The 21,624-nt window shown below is 44.9% G+C and carries 23 protein-coding genes and 3 pseudogenes; 21 read left to right on the top strand and 5 right to left on the bottom strand.

The features are described from left to right. Positions 1-53 precede the first annotated feature (53 nt). From WJQ40_RS02580 to WJQ40_RS02555, 6 genes and pseudogenes are all read left to right on the top strand, one after another. Positions 54-314 (top strand): AAA family ATPase, encoded by a 261-nt coding sequence (locus tag WJQ40_RS02580; protein WP_337537784.1) that lies wholly within the window; start codon positions 54-56, stop codon positions 312-314. Between the two features lie 95 nt (positions 315-409). Then, complete coding sequence (locus WJQ40_RS02575) at positions 410-676, top strand: type II toxin-antitoxin system Phd/YefM family antitoxin (RefSeq protein ID WP_105309266.1); 267 nt, start codon at positions 410-412, stop codon at positions 674-676. A 4-nt stretch (positions 677-680) separates the two neighbouring features. Beyond that, positions 681-995: a type II toxin-antitoxin system RelE/ParE family toxin gene (locus WJQ40_RS02570; protein WP_337537783.1), complete on the top strand. Its 315-nt coding sequence runs from the start codon at positions 681-683 to the stop codon at positions 993-995. Between the two features lie 77 nt (positions 996-1,072). Beyond that, a pseudogene (locus tag WJQ40_RS02565) lies at positions 1,073-1,357 on the top strand (PrgI family protein); the annotation flags it as partial. 45 nt (positions 1,358-1,402) lie between these two features. Next, a pseudogene (locus tag WJQ40_RS02560) lies at positions 1,403-1,609 on the top strand (nucleotidyl transferase AbiEii/AbiGii toxin family protein); the annotation flags it as partial. A 46-nt stretch (positions 1,610-1,655) separates the two neighbouring features. Then, positions 1,656-1,940 (top strand): CFI-box-CTERM domain-containing protein, encoded by a 285-nt coding sequence (locus WJQ40_RS02555; RefSeq protein ID WP_337537782.1) that lies wholly within the window; start codon positions 1,656-1,658, stop codon positions 1,938-1,940. Between the two features lie 158 nt (positions 1,941-2,098). On the opposite strand, the gene WJQ40_RS02550 is transcribed toward WJQ40_RS02555, so the two are convergent. Next, positions 2,099-3,454 carry a sodium-dependent transporter gene (locus WJQ40_RS02550; RefSeq protein WP_337537781.1) on the bottom strand — a complete coding sequence of 452 codons (1,356 nt, stop codon included), beginning with the start codon at positions 3,452-3,454 and terminating at the stop codon, positions 2,099-2,101. A gap of 307 nt (positions 3,455-3,761) precedes the next feature. Then, complete coding sequence (locus WJQ40_RS02545; RefSeq protein ID WP_118798626.1) at positions 3,762-3,962, bottom strand: cold-shock protein; 201 nt, start codon at positions 3,960-3,962, stop codon at positions 3,762-3,764. A gap of 220 nt (positions 3,963-4,182) precedes the next feature. Between WJQ40_RS02545 and WJQ40_RS02540 the strand changes: the two genes are divergently transcribed. Both WJQ40_RS02540 and WJQ40_RS02535 read left to right on the top strand, forming a co-directional pair. Next, positions 4,183-5,250, top strand: coding sequence for a PTS sugar transporter subunit IIC (locus WJQ40_RS02540; RefSeq protein WP_337537780.1), 1,068 nt, complete (start codon positions 4,183-4,185; stop codon positions 5,248-5,250). A 94-nt stretch (positions 5,251-5,344) separates the two neighbouring features. Further along, entirely contained in the window at positions 5,345-6,058 is a 714-nt protein-coding gene (locus WJQ40_RS02535) for a M23 family metallopeptidase (RefSeq protein ID WP_262575032.1), read from the top strand. A 61-nt stretch (positions 6,059-6,119) separates the two neighbouring features. Here the strand turns inward: WJQ40_RS02535 and WJQ40_RS02530 are convergent, their stop codons facing one another. Next, positions 6,120-6,413, bottom strand: a complete 294-nt coding sequence (locus WJQ40_RS02530; RefSeq protein ID WP_118798629.1) for a YerC/YecD family TrpR-related protein — start codon at positions 6,411-6,413, stop codon at positions 6,120-6,122. Between the two features lie 170 nt (positions 6,414-6,583). Here WJQ40_RS02530 and WJQ40_RS02525 point away from each other — a divergent pair, with 170 nt between their 5' ends. The 13 genes and pseudogenes from WJQ40_RS02525 to WJQ40_RS02465 all read left to right on the top strand — a co-directional run bounded on the left by WJQ40_RS02525 (position 6,584) and on the right by WJQ40_RS02465 (position 18,497). Further along, positions 6,584-7,198, top strand: coding sequence for a DUF1836 domain-containing protein (locus tag WJQ40_RS02525; protein ID WP_337402346.1), 615 nt, complete (start codon positions 6,584-6,586; stop codon positions 7,196-7,198). 172 nt (positions 7,199-7,370) lie between these two features. Continuing rightward, positions 7,371-7,898, top strand: a complete 528-nt coding sequence (locus tag WJQ40_RS02520; RefSeq protein ID WP_262575030.1) for a sigma-70 family RNA polymerase sigma factor — start codon at positions 7,371-7,373, stop codon at positions 7,896-7,898. Then, positions 7,895-8,296: a hypothetical protein gene (locus tag WJQ40_RS02515; protein ID WP_337537779.1), complete on the top strand. Its 402-nt coding sequence runs from the start codon at positions 7,895-7,897 to the stop codon at positions 8,294-8,296. The genes WJQ40_RS02520 and WJQ40_RS02515 overlap by 4 nt, the downstream gene beginning before the upstream one ends. A gap of 27 nt (positions 8,297-8,323) precedes the next feature. Next, the gene (locus WJQ40_RS02510) at positions 8,324-8,929 is read left to right on the top strand and encodes a hypothetical protein (RefSeq protein WP_337402339.1); all 606 of its coding nucleotides are present in this window, start codon (positions 8,324-8,326) and stop codon (positions 8,927-8,929) included. After that, entirely contained in the window at positions 8,930-9,259 is a 330-nt protein-coding gene (locus tag WJQ40_RS02505) for a DUF5668 domain-containing protein (protein ID WP_337402337.1), read from the top strand. Positions 9,260-9,368: 109 nt separating this feature from the next. Next, on the top strand, positions 9,369-10,397 hold the full coding sequence (locus WJQ40_RS02500) for an ABC transporter substrate-binding protein (protein WP_337537778.1): 1,029 nt from the start codon (positions 9,369-9,371) through the stop codon (positions 10,395-10,397). 207 nt (positions 10,398-10,604) lie between these two features. Next, on the top strand, positions 10,605-11,960 hold the full coding sequence (locus WJQ40_RS02495; RefSeq protein ID WP_337537777.1) for an SPFH domain-containing protein: 1,356 nt from the start codon (positions 10,605-10,607) through the stop codon (positions 11,958-11,960). 24 nt (positions 11,961-11,984) lie between these two features. Then, on the top strand, positions 11,985-13,088 hold the full coding sequence (locus tag WJQ40_RS02490; protein ID WP_262575022.1) for a hypothetical protein: 1,104 nt from the start codon (positions 11,985-11,987) through the stop codon (positions 13,086-13,088). Between the two features lie 25 nt (positions 13,089-13,113). Beyond that, entirely contained in the window at positions 13,114-13,878 is a 765-nt protein-coding gene (locus tag WJQ40_RS02485; protein ID WP_337402301.1) for a zinc ribbon domain-containing protein, read from the top strand. 15 nt (positions 13,879-13,893) lie between these two features. Further along, a complete protein-coding gene (pcrA, locus tag WJQ40_RS02480) occupies positions 13,894-16,164 on the top strand; it encodes a DNA helicase PcrA (RefSeq protein WP_337402299.1) in 2,271 nt (756 codons plus the stop codon). A gap of 115 nt (positions 16,165-16,279) precedes the next feature. Next, entirely contained in the window at positions 16,280-16,588 is a 309-nt protein-coding gene (locus WJQ40_RS02475) for a DUF4366 domain-containing protein (protein WP_262575186.1), read from the top strand. A 155-nt stretch (positions 16,589-16,743) separates the two neighbouring features. Next, complete coding sequence (rlmD, locus tag WJQ40_RS02470; RefSeq protein WP_337537776.1) at positions 16,744-18,189, top strand: 23S rRNA (uracil(1939)-C(5))-methyltransferase RlmD; 1,446 nt, start codon at positions 16,744-16,746, stop codon at positions 18,187-18,189. A gap of 166 nt (positions 18,190-18,355) precedes the next feature. Further along, positions 18,356-18,497: pseudogene (locus WJQ40_RS02465) on the top strand (DUF6061 family protein). A 53-nt stretch (positions 18,498-18,550) separates the two neighbouring features. On the opposite strand, the gene WJQ40_RS02460 reads toward WJQ40_RS02465, so the two are convergent. Both WJQ40_RS02460 and WJQ40_RS02455 read right to left on the bottom strand, forming a co-directional pair. After that, positions 18,551-21,199: an FtsX-like permease family protein gene (locus tag WJQ40_RS02460; protein ID WP_337537775.1), complete on the bottom strand. Its 2,649-nt coding sequence runs from the start codon at positions 21,197-21,199 to the stop codon at positions 18,551-18,553. Between the two features lie 15 nt (positions 21,200-21,214). Beyond that, positions 21,215-21,624, bottom strand: a 410-nt coding sequence (locus tag WJQ40_RS02455) for an ATP-binding cassette domain-containing protein (protein ID WP_337537774.1), incomplete at its 5' end; no start/stop codon positions are given.

The following is a 21,624-nucleotide window of genomic DNA, read 5'->3' as shown; positions in this document are numbered from 1 at the left end:
TTTGAGCCTGAGTGGCATTGTCTGCAGTTTTTAATTCCTCAAATGAGTCAAGTATGTCAAATTGCAAAGTGATTGCTCTGACTAACCAGAAAGGCGGTGTCGGAAAAACAACCACAGTGGTCAATCTGGGTGTAAGTCTGGTGCAGCAGGGTAAAAAAGTCCTGCTGATTGATGCTGATGCACAGGCAAATCTTACGATGGCGGCGGTTACCATGGTATGGAGCTATATCGGGGAGCTTGTTTTTAATATGCTCGTTCTGGTGGGTGCAGTAAAAATGGCAGACCGTGTTGTAAGAGAAATGATGGGCTTGTAAATGTAAATTTTTCTATATTCGTTGACTCTGTTGCATGAAATGAGTATAATATGGTTAGAATATTACTATCGCAACTGTTTTAAGGAGGTGCAAATATGAATATTCGTCCATCAGCAGCAATCCGCCAGAACTACAACGAGATTGCAGATATGTGTCGTAAAACGGCAGAGCCAATATTCCTTACAAAGAATGGTGAAGGAGATTTGGTTGTTATGGATATTGAAACTTATAACCGTCGGGAAAAAATGCTGAAGCTAAGAGAAGAACTGCTTGCTGTCGAAGAAGACAGAATAGCAGGAAGAAACGGCTGCACTCTTGATGAGCTCGATGCTTACCTTGACGACGTAATCGCAGAGGTATAAGCCTATGTCAGATAAAAAATATAAAGTCATTGTTTCCGACAGAGCAAAGCGTATGTTTGGAACACATATTTGTTTTATGGCACAGGTTAGTAAAGATGCTGCCAAAACGAAAAAGCAAGAGCTTATGGAAGCAATGCGTTCTTTAGAACGTATGCCACAGCGTTTTCCGTTTTTTGAAGAAGCGTATATACCGACGAATAAATATCATAAGATGTTTGTTGCAAAGTGGTATCTTGTTCTTTACCAAATCCAAGATGATACGGTTTATGTGGATTATATCCTTGACTGCCGTAAAGATTACAGTTGGCTTATCCGTTAAAACAGAATATCAAATACACAAATCGTCACTTCACAGCAGTTGGCGATTTTTTTGTACTCAAAAAGGAGGTGCTATGATTGGAAGTAAAGATAAATAAGGAAATCCGTAATTATACGGAGAGTATGTTTTTTGGACTGTCCCTCAGACAGTTCATTTTTTCTGTCCTTGCCTGCGGCGTGGCGGTGGGTTTGTATTTCTTTCTTCGTCCACGGTTTGGTACGGAAACCCTCAGTTGGGTTTGTATCTTAGGTGCGTTCCCCTTTGCGGCTATGGGATTTATCAAATACAACGGTATGACCGCAGAGCAGTTTGTCTGGGCGTGGATTAAAACGGAATTTCTGATGCCGAAAAAGCTGATGTTCCTGCCGGATAAGGGATGAAGTGATGATGTATGTGGAGGTAATGGTATGATTCATACAGCGAAACAACTTAAAGACAAAGTAAAAAACATGTCCGGCGGGAATAGTGAAGTTGCGCAAGCATTAATTAGAACATATTTTATGGAAAGGTTCTTAGAAAGAGTTTCTGTTTCTGAATACAGGAATAATTTTATTCTGAAAGGCGGAATGCTTGTTGCTTCTATTGTTGGTGTAGACATGAGAGCTACAATAGAAACATCCTGACTACCAATCAGCTCAATTTGCAGAATTACAAAATTATATGAAAGATGCTGACCAGGGATGCTATGTTGCAACATGTGTTTATGGATCATATGACTGTCCCCAGGTATGGATTTTGAGAAGATATAGGGATTATTCACTTGCAGAATCCTGGTATGGGCGGATATTCATTAAAACATATTATGTGCTCAGCCCTAAGCTGATAAAAAGATTTGGGGAAAGAAAGTGGTTTAAGGTGTCATGTAAAATAGTATTAGACAGGATGGTTAGTATATTGCATGAGCAAGGATATGAAGATACAGCTTATAAAGACAGAGTTTGGTAAAAAACGTAATTTATAACAAATAGATGATAATGAAACTTGGTATGAGAGAAATGAAAGGAAGTTATAAAATAAAAACTGCCGGAGGTCAGAATCCGGCAGTTTTTTGCTGCCATGCATATGAAAAAAGGATCCGGTGGATTCTTTTTGAATACAGAAATTTATAAAAGTCCCTGGATCAGGATGATCAGGATCAGTACAGGCAGAATAAACTGGAAGTAAGGCTTTAGAAAACGGCTGATCTTAATGCCTTTTCCTGTATTAGCTTCTTCAAGATAATTGTCAAAGCTCCAGCCCCACCTCGTGACGCAGAAGAGCAGATAAACAAGAGAGCCGAGGGGAAGGAGCAGGTTGCTGACAAGGAAATCCTCGCTGTCAAGGACATCCCTTCCGCCGATCAGGTGGAGATCACTCCAGAGATTATATCCGAGTACACAGGGCAGGCTGGCGATGAGGATGATAATACAGTTGATCAGTGCGGCTTTCCTGCGGCTGATACCAAACATGTCCATACAGAAGGACATGATATTTTCAAATACAGCGATCACAGTTGAGAAGCTGGCAAAGGTCATAAACAGGAAAAACAGGGATCCCCAGATACGACCGCCAGCCATATTGACAAATACATTTGGTAATGTAATAAAGATAAGCTGCGGACCTGCATTGACCTCAACACCGTAGCTGAAGCAGGCGGGAAAAATGATAAGACCTGCCATAATGGCAACAAAGGTATCAAGGGCACAGATGCGGATTCCCTCACCTGCCAGGGTATTATCCTTACTCATATAGCTTCCAAAGATCTCCATGGCAGCAACCCCAAGGCTTAATGTGAAAAAGGCCTGGTTCATGGCAGCGGAAATAACATTGCCAAGACCGACATTCTGTACTGTGGAAAAGCTTGGGATCAGATAGAAGGAAAGACCCTCGGAGGCCCCTGAAAGAGTCAGGCTGTGGGCAGCCAGTATAATGATCAGAAAAAGCAGGGCGATCATCATGAACTTGCTGATCTTTTCAAGCCCATCCTGCAGACCCTTACTGCAGATCAGAAAGCCAGCAACGACAGTAAGGATCATGAAAAAGCCCATCTGCAGAGGACTGGAAAGAAGAGAAGAGAAAACAGCACTGGTATCCTCTGTACTCATGCCGGACCGAAAGGTACCAGTTACAAACTTTACGCAATAGGAGATCATCCATCCGGAAACAGTGGTGTAGTACATCATCAGCAGATAACAGCCAAGAATGGCAAACCATCCGTGAATATGCCACCTACTGCCGGGTTTTTCAAGTGCCTGGTAAGCCTGTACAGCGCTCCTGCGGCTGGCACGTCCTACAGCCAGTTCCATGGTAAGGACAGGGAGACCCATAAGGATCAGGAAAACGAGGTACAGAAGTACAAAAAGGCCACCACCATTTTCTCCGGCAACATAGGGAAAACGCCAGACATTTCCAATACCGATGGCGCAGCCGGCACTGACCAGTAAGAAGCCAAGCCGGGATTTGAAAGATTCACGATTCATAACAGCTCTCCTTTGTTTCAGCAAATTAACCTTATTCTACAGGAAGAGGATAGAAACTGCAATGCGCCGCTTTGACGCAGTGAACCGGGAAATACAGTGCAGCAGATCACAGGAAAAGGGTTTTGGACAGAGGACGGAGAAGGGAAGATCAGGACACGGATGACAGGCGCAAAAAAATCCCCATCTGCAAAGATGGGGATTTTCCTTAATTCCTTAAAACAATAGCAAATTCTAAATAAAATATAACATTTATATTTAAGAACAGGCACATCGTGTTATTGAATTAATGCGTTATAAATCTCTCGGATTATAACTTGGTTACGTTTACGGCCTGAGGTCCTTTTTCACCATTTACTACATCAAACTCTACAGAAGCGCCTTCTTCAAGAGACTTGAAGCCTTCCATATTCAGTCCTGAGTAGTGTACGAATACGTCATTTCCAGATTCGTCAGAGATGAAACCGTATCCTTTCTGATTGTTGAACCACTTAACTGTACCTTTGTTCATCGTAGATACCTCCACATATAAATAAAAAATATAAATTTTTGCAGCCCTGTGCTGCAACAAATTCAGAATAGCACAACTACTTTAAAAAGTAAAGAAATTTGTAGGATTTGTGAAAGTTTTGTGAATTCTAAAAAAGATACTTTTGTGATTGAAATATCATGGCAGGTAAGATATGCTAAAAGGCGGAGTAAAAGGAATTTCAGAAAGGAATAGAATATATATGAAACAATGGAAAAAATATCTGAATGAAATTTTTATCGATGGACTCAGCGGTATGGCATCTGGACTTTTTGCTACGCTGATCATTGGAACGATCATCCAGCAGATTGGCAGCCTGATCCCGGGTGCAGCAGGAAGCATGCTGTTTATGATGGGGAAGTTTGCAGCAGCGGTGACAGGAGCAGGCATAGGCTGCGGAGCAGCGATCCGGCTGAAGGCAGATCCTCTCGTGATCATTTCCTGTGGAACAGCAGGAATGGCAGGTGCATTTGCTTCAAAAATTCTGGCAGGGACAGTACTCATAGATGGAGCCATGGTACTGCAGGGGCCAGGAGAACCACTCGGTGCTTTTATTGCAGCAATGGTATGTATTTATATAGGAAGAATTGTTTCCGGCAGGACGAAGGTGGATATCCTCGTCACACCGTTAGTATGTATTGTTTCAGGAAGCAGTGTGGGACTGATCCTGGGACCTCCTATTTCGGCCTTCATGACATGGCTTGGCAGCATGATCAACTGGGGAACGGAGCAGGCACCTTTCCTGATGGGGATCGTAGTATCTATTCTGATGGGAATGATCCTGACGCTGCCGATCAGTTCAGCGGCACTTGGGATCATCCTTGGACTGAATGGAATCGCAGCCGGAGCAGCAACTGTTGGATGCTGTGCGAACATGATCGGCTTCGCTACGGCATCCTTCAGGGAAAATAAGGTAAATGGACTGCTGGCCCAGGGACTTGGAACCAGTATGCTGCAGATTGGAAATATTGTGAAAAATCCCCTGATCTGGCTTCCTGCGATTATTACAAGTGCAGTTCTTGGTCCGGTATCGACCATGGTACTGCATATGACTAATAATGCTACAGGCTCCGGTATGGGAACGGCCGGTCTTGTAGGACAGATCAATGCCTATCAGACCATGGTTTCCGAAGGCGTGTCTCCTGTGATCGTCCTGCTTGAAATCGCGGTTATGCACTTTTTACTGCCCGGTATCATGGCTTTTGGGATCAGTGAATTTATGAGAAAAAAAGGTCTGATTTGTGAAGGAAGTATGAAGCTTTCTGTGTAAAACTTGTGTAAATCCGCCATCTGTGCTAAAATAACGCTTATGTAACGTTTTTTTGTCATGCTATCATAACAGATCCGGAGGTGACACGGAAGTAATGGAACAGCAAAATAAAAAGAGAAAAAGTAAATTTGCCCTTCTTCTTGTAACAGAAAATGAAGAGGGTGTCATGAAACAGAGACATATCAGCTCAGGGATCGTAGAGGTGGCTGCCATTGTTCTTTTCTTGATGATCGTTGGTGTGATCTGCAGATTTATCTATGATTCGATCACATTGAAGGATGCAAGAAGCCAGTTGGTGGATCAGCTTGTGACGATCAATAATCTGACGGATGAAAATGAAGCCCTGAGTGTAGAGAACAGTACGCTTTCCAACAAGGTTACTGTCCTGAGTGAGACTGTCAGCAAGAAGGCAGCTACAGAAGATGCGATTTCACAGGAAACCGTAGAGAATGCACTGCCCAAGGGATTCCCCTTAAGTGGATCCGCTACCATGGAAGAGGCCACAGAGGGTGATCCGATGCTGGTCTTTACGGCTGCTGCAGGTGTCAATGTCCTGACAACAGGTACAGGTGTTGTCCTGAGTGTGGATGCGGATACAGAGTATGGAACCAAGATCGTGGTAGATCACGGAAATGGTTACTGCTCAGTGTATCGTAACAATGGCACAGCGCTTGTTAAGGCAGGAGAAGAACTGGGAAAGGGTTATATTCTCTTTACCATAGAGGAGGATAATCAGAAGCTGGGGTATCAGATCATGAAGGATGATGCTTATATCGATCCCATGACGATGATCGATATCAATGGTTAGACCGGCAGAGAGCGGAAGTAAATACTGCTGAAATAAAGGTAATAAAAGGGACATTCCTTACTCAGGACTGTCCCTTTAATCTTTCAAAAACAAGCTCATAGCCATCATTTCCATAGTTGAGAGAACGGTTTACACGGCTGATTGTAGCTGTGGAGGCTCCTGTTTTTTCAGCAATTTCCAGATAGGTTTTTTTGTCACGCAGCATGGAGGCAACTTCATAACGCTGGGATAGGGAGAGCAGCTCATTGATGGTGCATAGATCCTCAAAGAAACTGTAACACTCTTCTTTGGACTGCAGGCTTAAGATCGCATCAAACAGCTCATCTACAGCTGGTGTCATTATTTTCTTATTCATAAAAGGGAATTCTCCTTTCTAATCTCCTGATCAGTAAGATTTTAACATATTAAAGTTTTAAAGTAAAGAAAATTGTAAAAATACAGGCTTCTACTTGCTATGTGGTTTTAAATACTATATAATATAGAGAATGGAAGCACTTATACAGAGGCTTGCGAGGTGACGATAAAATGACAATAGATAAAGATGATCTGCTAAACAGTATTATGGAAAGCCTTGACAGGATACAGCATATCAAGTCAGAGGACATACCGGGTATTGATCTGTACATGGATCAGGTTACTACCTTCATGGAAAACCGTTTGAAAAATACATCAAGGAATCCGGAGAGTGACAAGGTTCTGACCAAGACCATGATTAATAATTATGCCAAGAATGATCTTCTGCCGCCGCCGGTAAAGAAGAAGTACAGTAAGGAACATGTACTGATGCTGATCTTTATTTACTATTTCAAGGGAATTCTTTCCATCAATGATATACAGACTCTTCTGGAGCCTGTATCCAGGAAGTATTTCCAGACTGATGGGAATATAGATATAAGCCGGATCTATGATGAGGTTTTCAGTCTTGAAAAATCTCAGGTAGAAGTACTGAAGGAGGATATCCTGCATAAATTTGAGACGGCACAGGGAATCTTTGAAGATGCACCGGAGGAGGACAGGGAATTTTTGAGAATGTTCTCTTTCGTGGGTCTGCTGGGCTTCGATGTTTATATTAAGAAGCTACTGATCGAGAAGATGGTGGATGAGCTCCGTAAAAGCGGGGAGCAGGAGAAGGGAAAATAGAACAGGACAGAGAGCAGAGAGAAAGGATCAGGCAAAGGCCTGGTCTTTTTTGATAAAAAATAGTTTTTTCAGAAATATAAAATTCCTGAAGAAAACGGAAGGGCTGCTGCGTTATACTGTATAGAAGGGCAGCGGAAGCTGCGCTGTTACTAAACAGAGGAGGAAACAGGCCATGCAGGGAAATGGATCCATATGTTCAAAAAGCCGGCTTTCAGAGCTGATCGATACCTATCAGAAGCTTGTTTTTTCCATTTGTTATAAAGTAACTGAAGATTATTTTGCAGCAGAGGATCTTTCGCAGGAAACCTTTCTTTCTGTTTATCAGAAGTACGATACCTTTGACGGCAATAATGAAAAGGCATGGATCTGCAGGATAGCAGTCAACAAGAGCATTGATTATGTCAGAAGTTCAGCCAAAAGGAATATCCCGACGGAAGACAGCTTTTTTGAGGTGATGACGGAAGGGCGGGACGGGCCGGAAGAGCAGTGCGTGGAAACGGAGATCAAAAGCGGCTTTGCACAGATCTGCGATTCTCTGAAGCCACCCTATGATGAGATTGCCAGAGCCTATTATCTGCAGGAAAAGACTGTTGCAGAGATTGCCAGAGACAGAAGCATGAACAGCAAGACCATACAGACCCAGATTTACCGGGCAAGGGATATGCTGAAGAAGAAGTACCGAAGGGAGGATCTGAAATGAAAAATTATCCAACAGATGAGGAATTAAATGCTTTCCTTGAGAAACTGGAGCAGCAGGAGTTGTATGCACCGGAGCATCTGAAGGAAGAGATCATGAAGAAGGTCTTTCCGCCGGAACTGCCAAAGACAGAAGAAAAAAAGACGGTTCCCTTCGCCGTATATGTCCTGAAGGTGGCAGCAGGCATGGCGGCAGCGCTTACCCTTCTGATCGTCAATCCTTTCCGGGATGGCAGTGATATCAGCCGGGCTGGAGTGCTTCAGGAGGAGGACAGACCAAGGATCACAAGAGAGGACCTGAATGATCCCGAATATCGTGCAAAGAAGCCGGAAACGCTTTTTGACAGGCTGAATAACGGTGTGCGGGAAGCAAAAGAAAAGATATTAGCAAATGATCTGTAGCAGACAGGATAAAATGGAGGAAAAAGAATGAAAACAAAGAAAAAGAACAGATTTTTGACATTTTGTTTTTCACTGATGCCGGGAGCGGCAGAAATGTATATGGGGTTTATGAGGACAGGAACAGAGCTGATGCTGTTTTTCCTTGGAATGATCATGATCCCGTCATTCCTTGGACTGGAAGGACTTTCCATTCTGGCGGTTGTGATATGGGCATACGGATTCTTCCATGCCAATCATCTGGCATCCTTAAGTGACGAGGAATTTGCACAGGTGGAGGATAATGATATCCTTGGCATGGAGCTGTTCCAAAAAGGAAAAAGGAAGCTTCAGGGAAATTCCAGGGGAATTGCAGTACTGCTGATCGTGCTCGGTGTATGGCTTCTGTGGGGAACAGGCGTAGATATGCTCTGGGCATACAGGGTATTGCCGGAATATATCTATGAGCTGCTGTTTACGATCAGTGATTATGTGCCGAGGCTCATAGCCTCTGTTCTGATCATTGTACTTGGTGTGCACATGATCCGTGGAAAGAAGAAAGAACTGTACAGGGAAGAACCCATAAAGGACAGAGAACAGGAAGCTGCTGATCAGAGTGCAGCATCGGAGAACCCTGACAGGGAGGGGGAAGCATAAATGGGCAGAAAGACGGTTTATATCCACCGGGTGGGAACCATTACGGCAGGCATCACACTGGTGCTGACGGGTGTCCTGTTTCTGGGAAGACTTTTCTTTCCGTTCTTTAACCCTTACGAGGTGATCCGTTTCTGGCCGGTGCTCCTGATTATGCTTGGCATAGAGGTGCTTCTTGCAAGCAGCGGGAAAACCTGCCGGGTGATGAATGAAGAGGGAGGAATGGAAGAGCAGCAGAAAATGGTATATGATTTTCCGGCAATTCTGCTGATGATAATGGTAGCATGCTTTTCCATGTGCATGGGAATCCTGGAGAGAGTACAGCTTTGGTAGGCTGTACTCTCTTCGGGATTTTTTCATGTTTCTTTCCTGAGGTCACATTTTCTGAGACACTCTCATAGGATAAAGCAGTGAAAATTTTATCCGGAAAAGGGAGAAAATCATGAAAAGAAAACTGATTCGAAAAGGTGTGTCCCTGCTTCTTTTGGCAGGCATGGTCTTGTCGGTGCTGATTGGCTGTGAAAAAGGAGAAAAGACAGATGCCGGGGCAGAGAAGAGGATAAGTGTGACATTGAATGAAGTAGCACACAGTATCTTTTATGCACCTATGTATGTGGCGATCGAAGAGGGATATTTTGAGGAACAGGGGATAGATCTGACACTGGTTACCGGCTTTGGTGCTGATAAGACCATGACAGCAGTGCTGACCAGGGAAGCAGACATTGGCTTTATGGGAAGTGAAGCAACAATTTATACTTATGCAGGAGGGACACAGGATTATGCGGTGAACTTTGCACAGCTTACCCAGCGTGCAGGAAATTTCCTCGTAGCAAGGGAGGAAATGCCAGACTTTGACTTTTCCATGCTGAAAGGGAAAACAGTGCTTGGCGGTCGTGCAGGCGGTATGCCAGAGATGGTATTTGAATATATTCTGAAAAAGAACGGCCTTGATCCGAAGGCAGATCTTACGATCGACCAGAGTATCGATTTTGGGTCTACAGCAGCTGCCTTTTCCGGAAGTGACACAGCGGATTTTACGGTAGAGTTTGAGCCGCATGCGACAGCACTTGAGACGAAGGGGGATGGTTATGTGGTGGCTTCCCTTGGTGAAGCATCCGGCTATGTGCCTTATACGGCATTCAGCGCAAGAAAAAGCTATATCGAAGAGAACCCGGATGTGATCCAGGCATTTACCTATGCTCTGCAAATGGGGATGGATTATGTGAACAGCCATACACCGGAGGAAATTGCAGTGGTGATCGCCCCTCAATTTGAGGAAACAGAGGTGGAAACGCTGGAAAGGATCGTGAAGCGTTATTACGATCAGGATACATGGAAAACAGATCTGGTCTTTGAGGAGGATGCCTTTATACTGCTGCAGAATATCCTGGAAGAAGCCGGGGAGCTGCCGGAAAGAGTGCCCTATGAGGCTCTGGTGACAACTGAATTTGCAGAAAAAGCATGCAGGTAAGGAAAAAGCAGGGAAGAAGGAAATAAAATGCTGTCAGGAATAGCAATGACGGGACGGAAAGTGTATAGACAGAAGCTTTCAAAATAGATATAATAATATAAGGCATATAGGGGGACATACCGGACATAAGATAAAACGGAATGTCGAATGCGTGGGGAAGTCAGTGAACCGCCGGCTTCCCCATAATACAAAACGGAGGACTGTAAAATGGGATTAATCAAAGCAATCAAAGGTGCAGCAGGAGGGGTTCTGGAGGATCAGTGGCGCGAGTATTTCTATTGTGATGCACTGGAGTCAGATGTACTGGTAACCAAGGGACACAGAAGAACCAAGGGGCGTGCTGCCAATAACAAGGGGGATGAAAATATCATTTCCAATGGTTCCGTGATCGCTGTCAATGAAGGACAGTGTATGATCATCGTGGATCAGGGTAAGGTCGTTGAGATCTGTGCGGAGGCAGGAGAATTTACTTATGATGCTTCCACAGAGCCCAGTATCTTCTATGGCAAGCTGGGAGATAATATTGTGAATTCCTTTAAGACCTTTGGAAAACGTATCACCTTTGCCGGAGATACAGCCAAGGATCAGAGGGTATATTTCTTTAATACCAAGGAAATTATGGGAAATAAATACGGTACGGCAAGTCCGGTACCGTTCCGTGTAGTAGATAATAACATCGGTCTTGATATTGATATTGCCATCCGCTGCAATGGTGAATATTCCTATCATATTACAGACCCCATTCTTTTCTATACCCATGTCTGCGGCAATGTGACAGAGGATTATGAGAGAAGAGAGATTGACAGCCAGTTAAAAACAGAGCTTATGACAGCATTGCAGCCTGCATTTGCAAAGATTTCCGCCATGGGTGTCCGTTACAGTGAAGTACCCGCACATACCATGGAGCTGGCAGATGCCCTGAATGATGTCCTTTCTGAGAAATGGGCACAGCTCAGAGGTATTGAGATCGTTTCCTTCGGTGTCAATTCCATGAAGGCATCTGAGGAAGATGAGAAGATGATCAAGGATCTGCAGAAGAGCGCAGTCCTTCGCAATCCCAATATGGCAGCAGCAACGCTTGTCGGTGCACAGGCAGAGGCTATGAAGGCAGCAGCGTCCAATACCTCCACAGGACCCATGATGGCATTTGCAGGCATGAATATGGCAACTCAGGCAGGGGGCATGAATGCACAGCAGCTGTTCCAGATGGGAGCAGCACAGCAGGCAGCACCCACGCAGCAGGCAGCTCCGGCTCAGGCAGCACCTGCACAGACAGCTGCAGCTTCACAGGCGGGTAATAGCTGGACCTGCAGCTGTGGGGCAGTCAATACTGGCAGGTTCTGTGTAGAATGCGGAGCCAAAAAAACGGAAGAGAATGGCTGGACCTGTAGCTGTGGTACTATAAATAAAGGCAAGTTCTGCAGCAACTGCGGCGCAAAGAAGCCTGCAGGCGTACCGCTTTACAAGTGTGACAAATGCGGCTGGGAGCCGGAAGATCCCAAGAATCCTCCGAAATTCTGTCCGGAGTGCGGCGATCCTTTTGACGATAACGATATCCATTAAGCCATCAGAGAAAAGGGGAGAATGATGAGTGGATTTGAAGAGAACCTGGAAGCAAGGGAAACCAAAACACTAGAAGAAACAGATAAAAAATGTCCAAGCTGTGGTGGTGTCATGGAATTTGACCCGACCACAGGGGGACTTGCCTGTCCGTATTGCGGACATACAGAAGAGATCAGGAAGGAAAAAACACAGCCTGCAAAGGCACAGGAGCTTGATCTTGACAAGGCAGAGCAGACGGAAAACTGTAACTGGGGTACAGAGAAGAAGACGGTGATCTGTAAGGCCTGCGGCGCAGAAACGGTTTATGATGCACTGGAGATCTCCGGCGTATGTCCGTTCTGCGGTTCCAATCAGGTTATGGAGGCTTCTGATCAGAAGACCATGGCACCGGGAGGTGTCGTGCCGTTCCAGGTAACAGACGAAAAAGCGGCTGGTTTATTTAAAAACTGGATCAAAAAGAAATGGTTCTGTCCGAAGCTTGCAAAAGAGAGTGCAAAGGCAAAGCGTTTTAAAGGAGTTTATCTTCCCTACTGGACCTTTGATGCTAAGACGGAAACGGAATACCGTGGAGAATATGGTAAGGATCGTACCGTGCGCAATGGGGATAAGGAAGAAACGGTCACAGACTGGTATCCGACAAAGGGTGTATACAGGGAAACGATCGATGATGAGCTTGTCTGTGCGACGACCAATCATAATCAGTCCATGCTGCAGGGACTGGAGCCTTACAAGACAGAAGAGAATAAGAGCTATAAGCCGGAGTATGTAGCAGGCTTTGCAGCAGAACGGTACGCTGTTGGCTTAAAGGAAGCCTTCCAGATGGCAAAGGAAAGCATTAAGTTTAAGCTGAGAGAAGCCATTGAAAGCAAGATCCGGACAGAGAAGAACGCAGATCATGTGAAAAACCTGAAATTATCTACCAGATATTATGATGTGACCTACAAGTATCTGCTCCTGCCGGTATGGATCTCCAGCTACAAGTACAAGGATAAGGTATACCAGTTTATGGTCAACGGACAGACCGGCAAGGTATCCGGCAAGACTCCGATTTCTATACCAAAGGTGATTATCACTGTGGCAGGTATTATTGCTATCTGCGTACTTATCTGGCTGCTTGCTAATTCATAAAAGATATGGGAAGGAAAAGACAGCTATGAATATGACGCTGATAATGGCAGCAGTGGTTCTGATATTGCTGCTCTGTGTGATCGGTGCAGCAGCATACGGGATCAGCCGTCTGAAAAGAGGGATCCGGGACTTTTCCAGACAGGTATTTGGAACAGATTCCCTGAAGGAAGGATTTGACAGAGTCGAGGAGGAGTATCAGGAAACCCCGAAATCGGTGTCGGCAATGACAGGTCTTTATCTTCCGAAAATTAAGAAAGATTTTCCACAGTTTCAATATGATGATATGAGGGTCAGGGCTGAAAATGTCCTGACCTCTTATCTGATGGCGGTTTCTGCAGCAGATCAGGGATTTTTGAAGGAAGGAAGCCAGGAACTGAGGGATCAGCTTGAAATGAAGATCGTCCAGCAGAAGAATAGCGGGGAAAGAGAACATTTTGAGAAGGTCAGGATCCATCGTACAGAGATCACAGATTACAAGAAAAGAGAAGGAAGATGTACTGTCATGTTTCAGACATCCCTGCAATACCGGTATTATGTGACTGCAGAAACCGGTGAGCTTGTAAGGGGCAGCCGGGACAGGGAAAAGCAGACAAGGTACAACACAGAGCTTGTGTATATACAGGACAGGGAGAAGGTGCAGGATGAAAGGGATCTGTCTCTTGGCATCAACTGCCCGAACTGTGGAGCGCCCATATCAGGGCTTGGAGAAAAGGTGTGCGCTTATTGCGGGACACCGGTTGTGGAATTGAATTTATATGCGTGGACATTCCATCGGGTTACAGAAGTTTAAGCAGGAGTTTTTGGAATGAGTATTTATGATACATTAAATGAACAGCAGAAGCAGGGGGTATTTACGACAGAGGGACCAGTTCTTCTGCTGGCAGGTGCCGGGAGCGGAAAGACCCGTGTGCTGACACACAGGATCGCTTATTTAATAGAAGAAATGGGTATTAATCCCTATCAGATCATGGCGATCACCTTTACCAATAAGGCTGCCGGAGAGATGAAGGAAAGAGTGGAGAGCCTGGTTGGCTTTGCAGACAGTGCATGGATCACCACCTTTCACTCTACCTGTGTCAGGATCCTCAGGAGGTATATTGACAGGATCGGCTATGATACAAATTTCGTCATTTACGATGCAGATGACCAGAAATCGGTGATCAAGGATATATGTAAACGGCTGAATGTGGATACCAAGGTATTAAAGGAGAGAACGGTGTTATCAGCGATCTCCTCTGCAAAGGATGAACTGATCTCCCCGAATGAATACAGCTTGAGTGCGGCAGGAGATTATCATAAGCAGAAGATTGCCGCCTTGTACCAGGAGTACCAGCAGACACTGAAAAAGAACAATGCAGTGGATTTTGATGATCTGATCATGAAGACGGTAGAGCTTTTTAAGGACTGCCCGGATGTGCTGCAGAGCTATCAGAACCGGTTTCGGTATATTATGGTGGATGAGTATCAGGATACTAACAGTGCCCAGTTTGAGCTGATCCGGCTGCTTGCCGGAGACAGACATAATCTGTGTGTGGTTGGTGATGATGATCAGTCTATCTACAAATTCCGGGGAGCCAATATCCGCAATATACTGGATTTTGAAAAATACTATCCGGAAGCAACAGTGATCCGGCTTGAGCAGAATTACCGCTCTACCCAGAATGTGCTTGATGCAGCAAATGCTGTGATCCGGAATAATATAGGCAGAAAGGAGAAAGCTCTCTGGACAGATCAGGGAGCTGGAGAGAGGATTCATTTCCGGCAGTTTGACAATGCCTATGAAGAGGCTGAATTTGTTGCAGATGATGTGGCAAGGAAGAAGCGGAATGGCAGCTATCAGTATAAGGACTGCGCAGTGCTTTACCGTACCAATGCGCAGGCCCGTCTTCTGGAAGAGAGGTTTATCGTAGAGGGTATTCCCTATGATGTGGTAGGCGGTGTGAACTTCTATTCCAGAAAAGAGATCAAGGATCTTCTGGCATATCTGAAGACGATTGATAATGGACGGGATGATCTTTCCGTAAAGCGTATCATCAATATCCCGAAGAGAGGGATCGGTGCTGCGACGATTGCCAAAGTACAGGATTATGCAGATGAAAAAGAGATCAGCTTTTATGATGCACTGAAGCAGGCGGATGAGATCAGTACCATAGGAAGAAGTGGTGCAAAGCTTAAGCCCTTCGTGGATATGATAAAGGTGTTCCGCAGTAAGCTCCAGGTGTATACGCTGACGGATCTGATCAAGGATATTATTGAAACGACAGGATATGTCAGGGATCTGGAGGCAGACAGTGAGGAAGAGGCACAGACGAGGATTGAAAATATCGATGAGCTGGTCAGTAAGGTGGCATCCTATGAAGAAACCCATGATGAGCCTTCTCTGAGTGAGTTCCTGGAGGAAGTGGCGCTGGTGGCGGATATTGATGGTGTGGATGAGGATGATGACAGAGTCCTTCTGATGACACTTCACAGTGCCAAGGGGCTGGAATTCTCCCAGGTTTACCTGACAGGCATGGAGGATGGTCTTTTTCCGAGCTATATGAGCATCGTAGCAGATGGAGATGCTGAGATTGAAGAGGAAAGGCGGCTTGCCTATGTGGGAATAACAAGGGCAAAGAAGGAGCTGACAATCTGCTGTGCTAAAATGAGAATGATACGGGGCGAGACGCAGTATAATGCAGTGAGCCGCTTTGTGAAGGAGATTCCGCCGGAACTTCTGGATAACCGGATGCCAAAGCCGGCCTACCGGGATGATGATCTGCTGCAGCCTTCGAGGACAAAGCCTGCAGCGGTGCTGACTAAAAAAAGAACCGCTGCAGAAAATAAACCTTATATCGCAAGTGCCGGAACCAAAATGGGAATAAGCTCTTTTGGATCACTTGGAATCACCAGGGGAGGAAATGCTGCAGGAAAACCGGATTATGATGCAGGGGACAGGGTTTCCCATATCAAATACGGAGATGGAACTGTGCTTGCTATGGAGCCGGGACCGAGAGATTACAAGGTAACGGTAGATTTTGATGAAGCCGGACAGAAGATCATGTATGCAGGATTTGCAAAACTCAAAAAATTATAAATTCAGGTAGTAAAAATGTTCACAAAATGCTATACTAATGGCATGAATTGGAATGGGATATGATTTTGTGCCCGCATAGGAAAGAGAGGTATCTTTTATGAACAGAGTGGAAGAAATGATGGATCTTATGAAAGCTCACGATCTCAGGGAGCTGAAAGAATTTTTTAATAAGAAGGAAGAGGAGCAGAAGAAAAATAATACACTGGTATGGGTATTTGCCATTATCGGTATTGTTGCTGCTGTAGCAGGAATCGCATTCCTTGTATACCGTTACTTCACACCGGATTATCTGGAAGATTATGATGATGATTTCGATGATGATTTTGAAGATGATTTCTTTGAAGAGGATGATGGGGATGCAGAGAAGAAGCCTGCTAAACAGGTATCTGAAAATGCAGCGTCTGAGGAAGATTTCGCTGAATAATCCGGGAAGTCTGCAAAGAAAGGATTGTTTTGCGGGGAATACCTTCCAGGTATATTCAGGAGAGGTGCTTTCTCTGGCAGAAGGATATGCATAAATGAGATCATGAATAGGATGTGCAGCTTTTGCATGTCCTATTTTGCTGTGGAGGAACAGATTTGAAAAAAGGACAGATCATAGAAGGAACAGTAGAAAGAATTGATTTTCCCAATAAGGGTATCGTGGTGACTGAAGAAGGAAGCTGCACGGTAAAGAATGCCCTGCCGGGACAGAAGATAAAGGCAGTGATCCAGAAAAACAGAAAGGGAAAGGCTGAGGGCAGACTGCTTTCTGTAGAAGAAAGGTCACCTCTTGAAACGAGTCAGATATGTCCTCACTTTGGAACCTGTGGTGGCTGTACGTATATGTCGCTGCCCTATGAAGAAGAAGTGAAGATCAAGGAAGGACAGATCCGAAAGCTTCTTACAGGTGTTCTTGCCAGACAGGAGAGACCATGGATCTTTGAAGGGATCAAGAAGAGTCCGGAATGCTATGGCTACCGGAATAAGATGGAATTTTCCTTCGGAGATGAAGTAAAAGACGGTCCCCTGGCACTTGGCATGCATAAGAGAGGCAGCTTTTATGATATCGTGACTGTAGATCACTGTCAGATCGTAGATGAAGATTACAGGAAGATCCTTTCCTTTACGAGAGATTATTTTGCAGAGCGGAATGTCAGCTTTTTCCACAGATTAAGACATACCGGATATCTGCGTCATCTTCTTGTGAGAAAGGCAAAGCGTACCGGAGAGATCCTGGCTGCCCTTGTGACAACCTCCCAGGAGGAAGTGGATCTGACAGCATATAAGAAGGGACTGCTTGCACTTTCCCTGGATGGCAGTCTGGCAGGAATTCTCCATATCACAAATGATGCGGTGGCAGATGTGGTACAGAGTGACAGAACAGAGATCCTGTATGGACGGGATTTTTTTGAGGAGGAGCTTCTGGGACTCAGGTTCAAGATTTCTGTATTTTCCTTTTTTCAGACCAATTCCCTGAGTGCCGAGGTGCTGTACCAGACAGTAAGGGACTACGTGGGAGACCTGACAGACGGAGAGGGAAAAGCAGATAAGGTTGTATATGATCTTTACAGCGGTACGGGAACAATCGCCCAGCTCCTGTCTCCGGTAGCGAAGAAGGTGATCGGCGTGGAGATCGTGGAAGAGGCGGTAGAGGCAGCAAGGGAAAATGCGAAGAGAAACGGTCTGACCAACTGCGAATTTATTGCAGGCGATGTGCTGAAGGTACTGGATCAGATCAAAGAAAAGCCGGATATGATCGTGCTGGATCCCCCACGTGACGGTATTCACCCGAAGGCACTTACGAAGATCATCAGCTATGGGATTGACAGGATTGTTTATATTTCCTGCAAACCCACCAGCCTTGTGAGAGATCTGGAGGTTTTCCTTGAAGAAGGATATTACGTGGAAAAGGCAGTGGCTGTGGATCAGTTCCCATTTACCACAGGAATTGAGACTGTTGTCTTGCTTTCCAAGGGTGAGGTCGACTCGAAAAAGATTCGGGTTGAGTTCTCTTTGGAAGATAGGGATATGTCCGAATTTTAGGATGGGGCAACCTACACTCAAATCAAGGACTATGCGCTGGAGCATACCGGGTTAAAGGTGTCCAACCTCTATATCTCACAGGTTAAACGGAAATGTGGGATTGAGGTAGGAAAAAACTATAATCTGCCGAAATCCGAGGATTCCAGACAGCCCCAGTGTCCGCCGTATGGATAGATTGGTTTCTTGTGAGTTTAACATGGATACCGCTTGTGTGGAATTGAAATTTTTTGATGGCAGCAAGACTTATCTTAAACGGAGATCCCGAAACTTATCTGAAAACTGTAACTGAATATAAACCGTCAGATTGACATTCAGCCCCCTGCCTTTTCCTCGGCGGAGGGCTGTTTTCCGTTGTCCGCAATTATTGAGTATCACTTAACTGCTCCACAATGCTGTATTTGGCAGCATTGTCATACATAACATAAGTAATTAGCCATCCAAGCAGAACAAAGATTGGAATGGCGATAATAACCGGAACGATGGTAAACTTTGCACTGAAGAACCAGAACATATTCTCCAGAAGATCACCAACCAAAGGATTTAATATAAATGAGAGGACTAATGCGCTCAGAGCAGAACTGAGTGCGTAGAATAGTCCTTCATAAACCAACATAGCTTTCAACTGTCTGCCCGTCATACCTACTGCCTGTAAAACTGCAAATTCTCTCTTTCGAGAAAGAATGCCAGTCATAATGGCATTGAAGAAATTCAGAACACCCACAAGTCCAATGATGGCACAGAGCAATCCGCCCAACAGCAGAAACATATTCTGAAAGTCTTCAAATTCAGCTCGGAGTGTTTCTTTGCTTTCATACATCAATTCGGACAAGTCATTCGCAGTCAAATCAGCAAGGTAATTCTCCGCAGATGCTTCGCTGATATCATCGGGCGTATCAAACAGGTAAAACATCGGAATACTTTCCTGCCGGCTGTCATGATTGAGCTTTTCGATAGGAAGCACAAAACTATATCCTGTTGTATAATAGCGGAAGCTCATAGAGTGTGGCACTATGACATAGGCACATACTATATAATCTACATCGTGGCTTTCTGAAAGCTGAAACTGCATATATTCTGTAGGCGTATTTTCATCACAAAGATTTCCGTTGCGGCTGTCGATATTATAACCTTCATCAATATAGGTTATGGTTTGGACAGAGCCTATAGGAGGATAATAATCAAGATTACTCACATTACCGTAATCATCTGTACTGACTACTACAGCGATTGCATTTGTGCCATCTTGGAACAGCGGAGATATATCACCCTCTACCACAGTCAGTTTATCAAACAAGGAATCATCCAAACCTTCAATCAATGCACTTTGGCTCACCAGATTACCACGGCGGTTTTCCTGTTCCAATAAAGTTTTTGCATTTTCTTCGGAAGTATAATGCATCATGTCCTGCATCCAGTGTTTCTCGCTCATCCAGCCATACGGCACATAGCCCGTCAGCTTGTAACCACAACCAGAAAGGGACGGAGAAATATTTGCCTCGATTTGCGCAATTTGTTCCCGGGCAATAAAGCTGCCAGAGTGACTATAACGAAAATAGTCTGTAGTGCTAACCACGAAATCTGCACAAGTCTGCTTTGCCAGATACTTTTCCATATCAAAGCCCCCTGTAAAAGTAACCAGAATATTAAGAAGCACCACAGAAAGCGAAAGAGAGATCACTACAAGAACAGTTTTCCTTTTATTGCGCCCCAAGTTAGCAAAAGCCATTTGATGTATTTTTGCTCCACGGGTGGTGCGTTTTTTCTTTTTGCTTTTAACAGTTTCCGTATACTTTGTTGCTTCTACCGGAGAAACTTTTGAAGCAATCTTACCCGGACGGGAGCAGGACAGCAAAACTGTAATTAGCGCAAACAGAGCAGACGCAAAGAAAATCAACGGTGAAGTGCTGACGGTGGAAACGCCGGCGCCAAAAGTGGTTCGTGCCATTACGACTGGCGTCAGAGTTGCACCGACACCATATCCCAATAATAATCCAGCGGGAATGCCGACAATGCACAAAAACAGTGCCTGCTGGCGGATAATACGTTTCAGTTGCCGGGGCGTAACACCAATGGTTTTCAGCAAGCCATAGAATCGAATATCCCCGGTAACGGAAATCTGAAATATGTTGTAGATAATCAGATAGCCTGTAAAGATTACCAATGCAAGGAAAGCGAGAATTGCAATCAGTGTTGTTGCATCCATGCTTTCGCCAAGTTGAGAGGATGTGTACCCCCAGTTTACACCGATGCGTACAAGCTCTCCTTCATCCGTTTTGTCCCAAGCATATCCCAAGTCCAGATCCACTTGTTCCATCTGACCACGGATATTCATGCTGGATGCCATCATCACATTCAGATCAATACGAAACGGCTCCAGTCCCTTGGATATAGCTTCCGTTTCCATTTCTTTTGCGTATTCTTCACTGATATTGATATAATGAACGGGACTTATATCATCATATTCCCACCATCCCGCCAGCGTAAATGTATCTGTTTTCTCATAAGGTATTTCGGATAAAGCACCAACGGTATAGGTCAGTTCAATTTCTGCTCCTACTTCCGGCTCAACACCCAATAGCTTTAAAGCATGGGTGTCCATGGTGATTTCCTTTCTTCCTTCTGGGGCATGTCCTGTAGTGGGTTCTGCGAAACTCCATTCAGTACAGTTGTCGTCCATGAAGCTAACTTCGGCTGGAGTTTTTGCGAAAATCCCACTGTCCATATAGCCAATGGTTATGCGTTTGCCAACGGCTTTTACGTTTGAGTGAGCTGATATATTCTCAATCTGTTCTTCTGTTACTTCCTTAAAGGTTCCGTGGCAGTAACCACCGACTTGACGGAACGTGTACATTTCATAGCTGGAATTTATGGACATTACAATGGTAAACAGCGAGGTAAATAGCAGCGCAGTCAAGGCAATGGCAATAATTGCAATGATGTTACGCTTACGGGATGCCCATAGAGAGCGCCAGCTTAATTTTCTGATACATTTTCTGTTCTTGACATTCATCTTCGCCACCTCCTGTTAGTTCTTGGTGACGATCCGTCCATCTTCGATACGGATAATGCGGTCTGCCATCTGCGCAATTTCTTCGTTGTGCGTAATCATTACGATTGTCTGGGCGAACTTTTGACTGGTGACTTTCAAAAGACTCAATACATCTTGGCTGGTCTTGGAATCCAGATTGCCTGTCGGTTCGTCAGCAAGGATGATAGCCGGAGCTGCCGCCAATGCACGAGCGATTGCCACACGCTGCTGCTGACCACCGGAAAGCTGATTAGGCAGAGCATCCAGCTTTTTCTCCAGTCCGAGGGTCTGTACGATCTGCTCAACAAAATCCTTATTGACCTTGCCACCGTCCAGTTCAATGGGTAGAACGATATTTTCATACACATTCAGCACCGGAACAAGATTATATGCTTGGAACACAAAGC

The sequence above is a fragment of the Suilimivivens sp. genome, from assembly GCF_037359455.1.
Taxonomy (GTDB): Bacteria; Bacillota; Clostridia; order Lachnospirales; family Lachnospiraceae; genus Suilimivivens; species Suilimivivens aceti.
This window is presented reverse-complemented; position numbering and strand designations above follow the sequence as displayed.

Excerpts from the sequence above, each read along its gene's own strand:
- WJQ40_RS02580 (WP_337537784.1), top strand. The coding sequence starts at position 54 with ATGTCAAATTGCAAAGTGATTGCTCTGACTAACCAGAAAGGCGGTGTC.
- WJQ40_RS02575 (WP_105309266.1), top strand. The coding sequence starts at position 410 with ATGAATATTCGTCCATCAGCAGCAATCCGCCAGAACTACAACGAGATT.
- WJQ40_RS02570 (WP_337537783.1), top strand. The coding sequence starts at position 681 with ATGTCAGATAAAAAATATAAAGTCATTGTTTCCGACAGAGCAAAGCGT.
- WJQ40_RS02555 (WP_337537782.1), top strand. The coding sequence starts at position 1,656 with ATGAAAGATGCTGACCAGGGATGCTATGTTGCAACATGTGTTTATGGA.
- WJQ40_RS02550 (WP_337537781.1), bottom strand. The coding sequence starts at position 3,454 with ATGAATCGTGAATCTTTCAAATCCCGGCTTGGCTTCTTACTGGTCAGT.
- WJQ40_RS02545 (WP_118798626.1), bottom strand. The coding sequence starts at position 3,962 with ATGAACAAAGGTACAGTTAAGTGGTTCAACAATCAGAAAGGATACGGT.
- WJQ40_RS02540 (WP_337537780.1), top strand. The coding sequence starts at position 4,183 with ATGAAACAATGGAAAAAATATCTGAATGAAATTTTTATCGATGGACTC.
- WJQ40_RS02535 (WP_262575032.1), top strand. The coding sequence starts at position 5,345 with ATGGAACAGCAAAATAAAAAGAGAAAAAGTAAATTTGCCCTTCTTCTT.
- WJQ40_RS02530 (WP_118798629.1), bottom strand. The coding sequence starts at position 6,413 with ATGAATAAGAAAATAATGACACCAGCTGTAGATGAGCTGTTTGATGCG.
- WJQ40_RS02525 (WP_337402346.1), top strand. The coding sequence starts at position 6,584 with ATGACAATAGATAAAGATGATCTGCTAAACAGTATTATGGAAAGCCTT.
- WJQ40_RS02520 (WP_262575030.1), top strand. The coding sequence starts at position 7,371 with ATGCAGGGAAATGGATCCATATGTTCAAAAAGCCGGCTTTCAGAGCTG.
- WJQ40_RS02515 (WP_337537779.1), top strand. The coding sequence starts at position 7,895 with ATGAAAAATTATCCAACAGATGAGGAATTAAATGCTTTCCTTGAGAAA.
- WJQ40_RS02510 (WP_337402339.1), top strand. The coding sequence starts at position 8,324 with ATGAAAACAAAGAAAAAGAACAGATTTTTGACATTTTGTTTTTCACTG.
- WJQ40_RS02505 (WP_337402337.1), top strand. The coding sequence starts at position 8,930 with ATGGGCAGAAAGACGGTTTATATCCACCGGGTGGGAACCATTACGGCA.
- WJQ40_RS02500 (WP_337537778.1), top strand. The coding sequence starts at position 9,369 with ATGAAAAGAAAACTGATTCGAAAAGGTGTGTCCCTGCTTCTTTTGGCA.
- WJQ40_RS02495 (WP_337537777.1), top strand. The coding sequence starts at position 10,605 with ATGGGATTAATCAAAGCAATCAAAGGTGCAGCAGGAGGGGTTCTGGAG.
- WJQ40_RS02490 (WP_262575022.1), top strand. The coding sequence starts at position 11,985 with ATGAGTGGATTTGAAGAGAACCTGGAAGCAAGGGAAACCAAAACACTA.
- WJQ40_RS02485 (WP_337402301.1), top strand. The coding sequence starts at position 13,114 with ATGAATATGACGCTGATAATGGCAGCAGTGGTTCTGATATTGCTGCTC.
- pcrA (WP_337402299.1), top strand. The coding sequence starts at position 13,894 with ATGAGTATTTATGATACATTAAATGAACAGCAGAAGCAGGGGGTATTT.
- WJQ40_RS02475 (WP_262575186.1), top strand. The coding sequence starts at position 16,280 with ATGATGGATCTTATGAAAGCTCACGATCTCAGGGAGCTGAAAGAATTT.
- WJQ40_RS02460 (WP_337537775.1), bottom strand. The coding sequence starts at position 21,199 with ATGAATGTCAAGAACAGAAAATGTATCAGAAAATTAAGCTGGCGCTCT.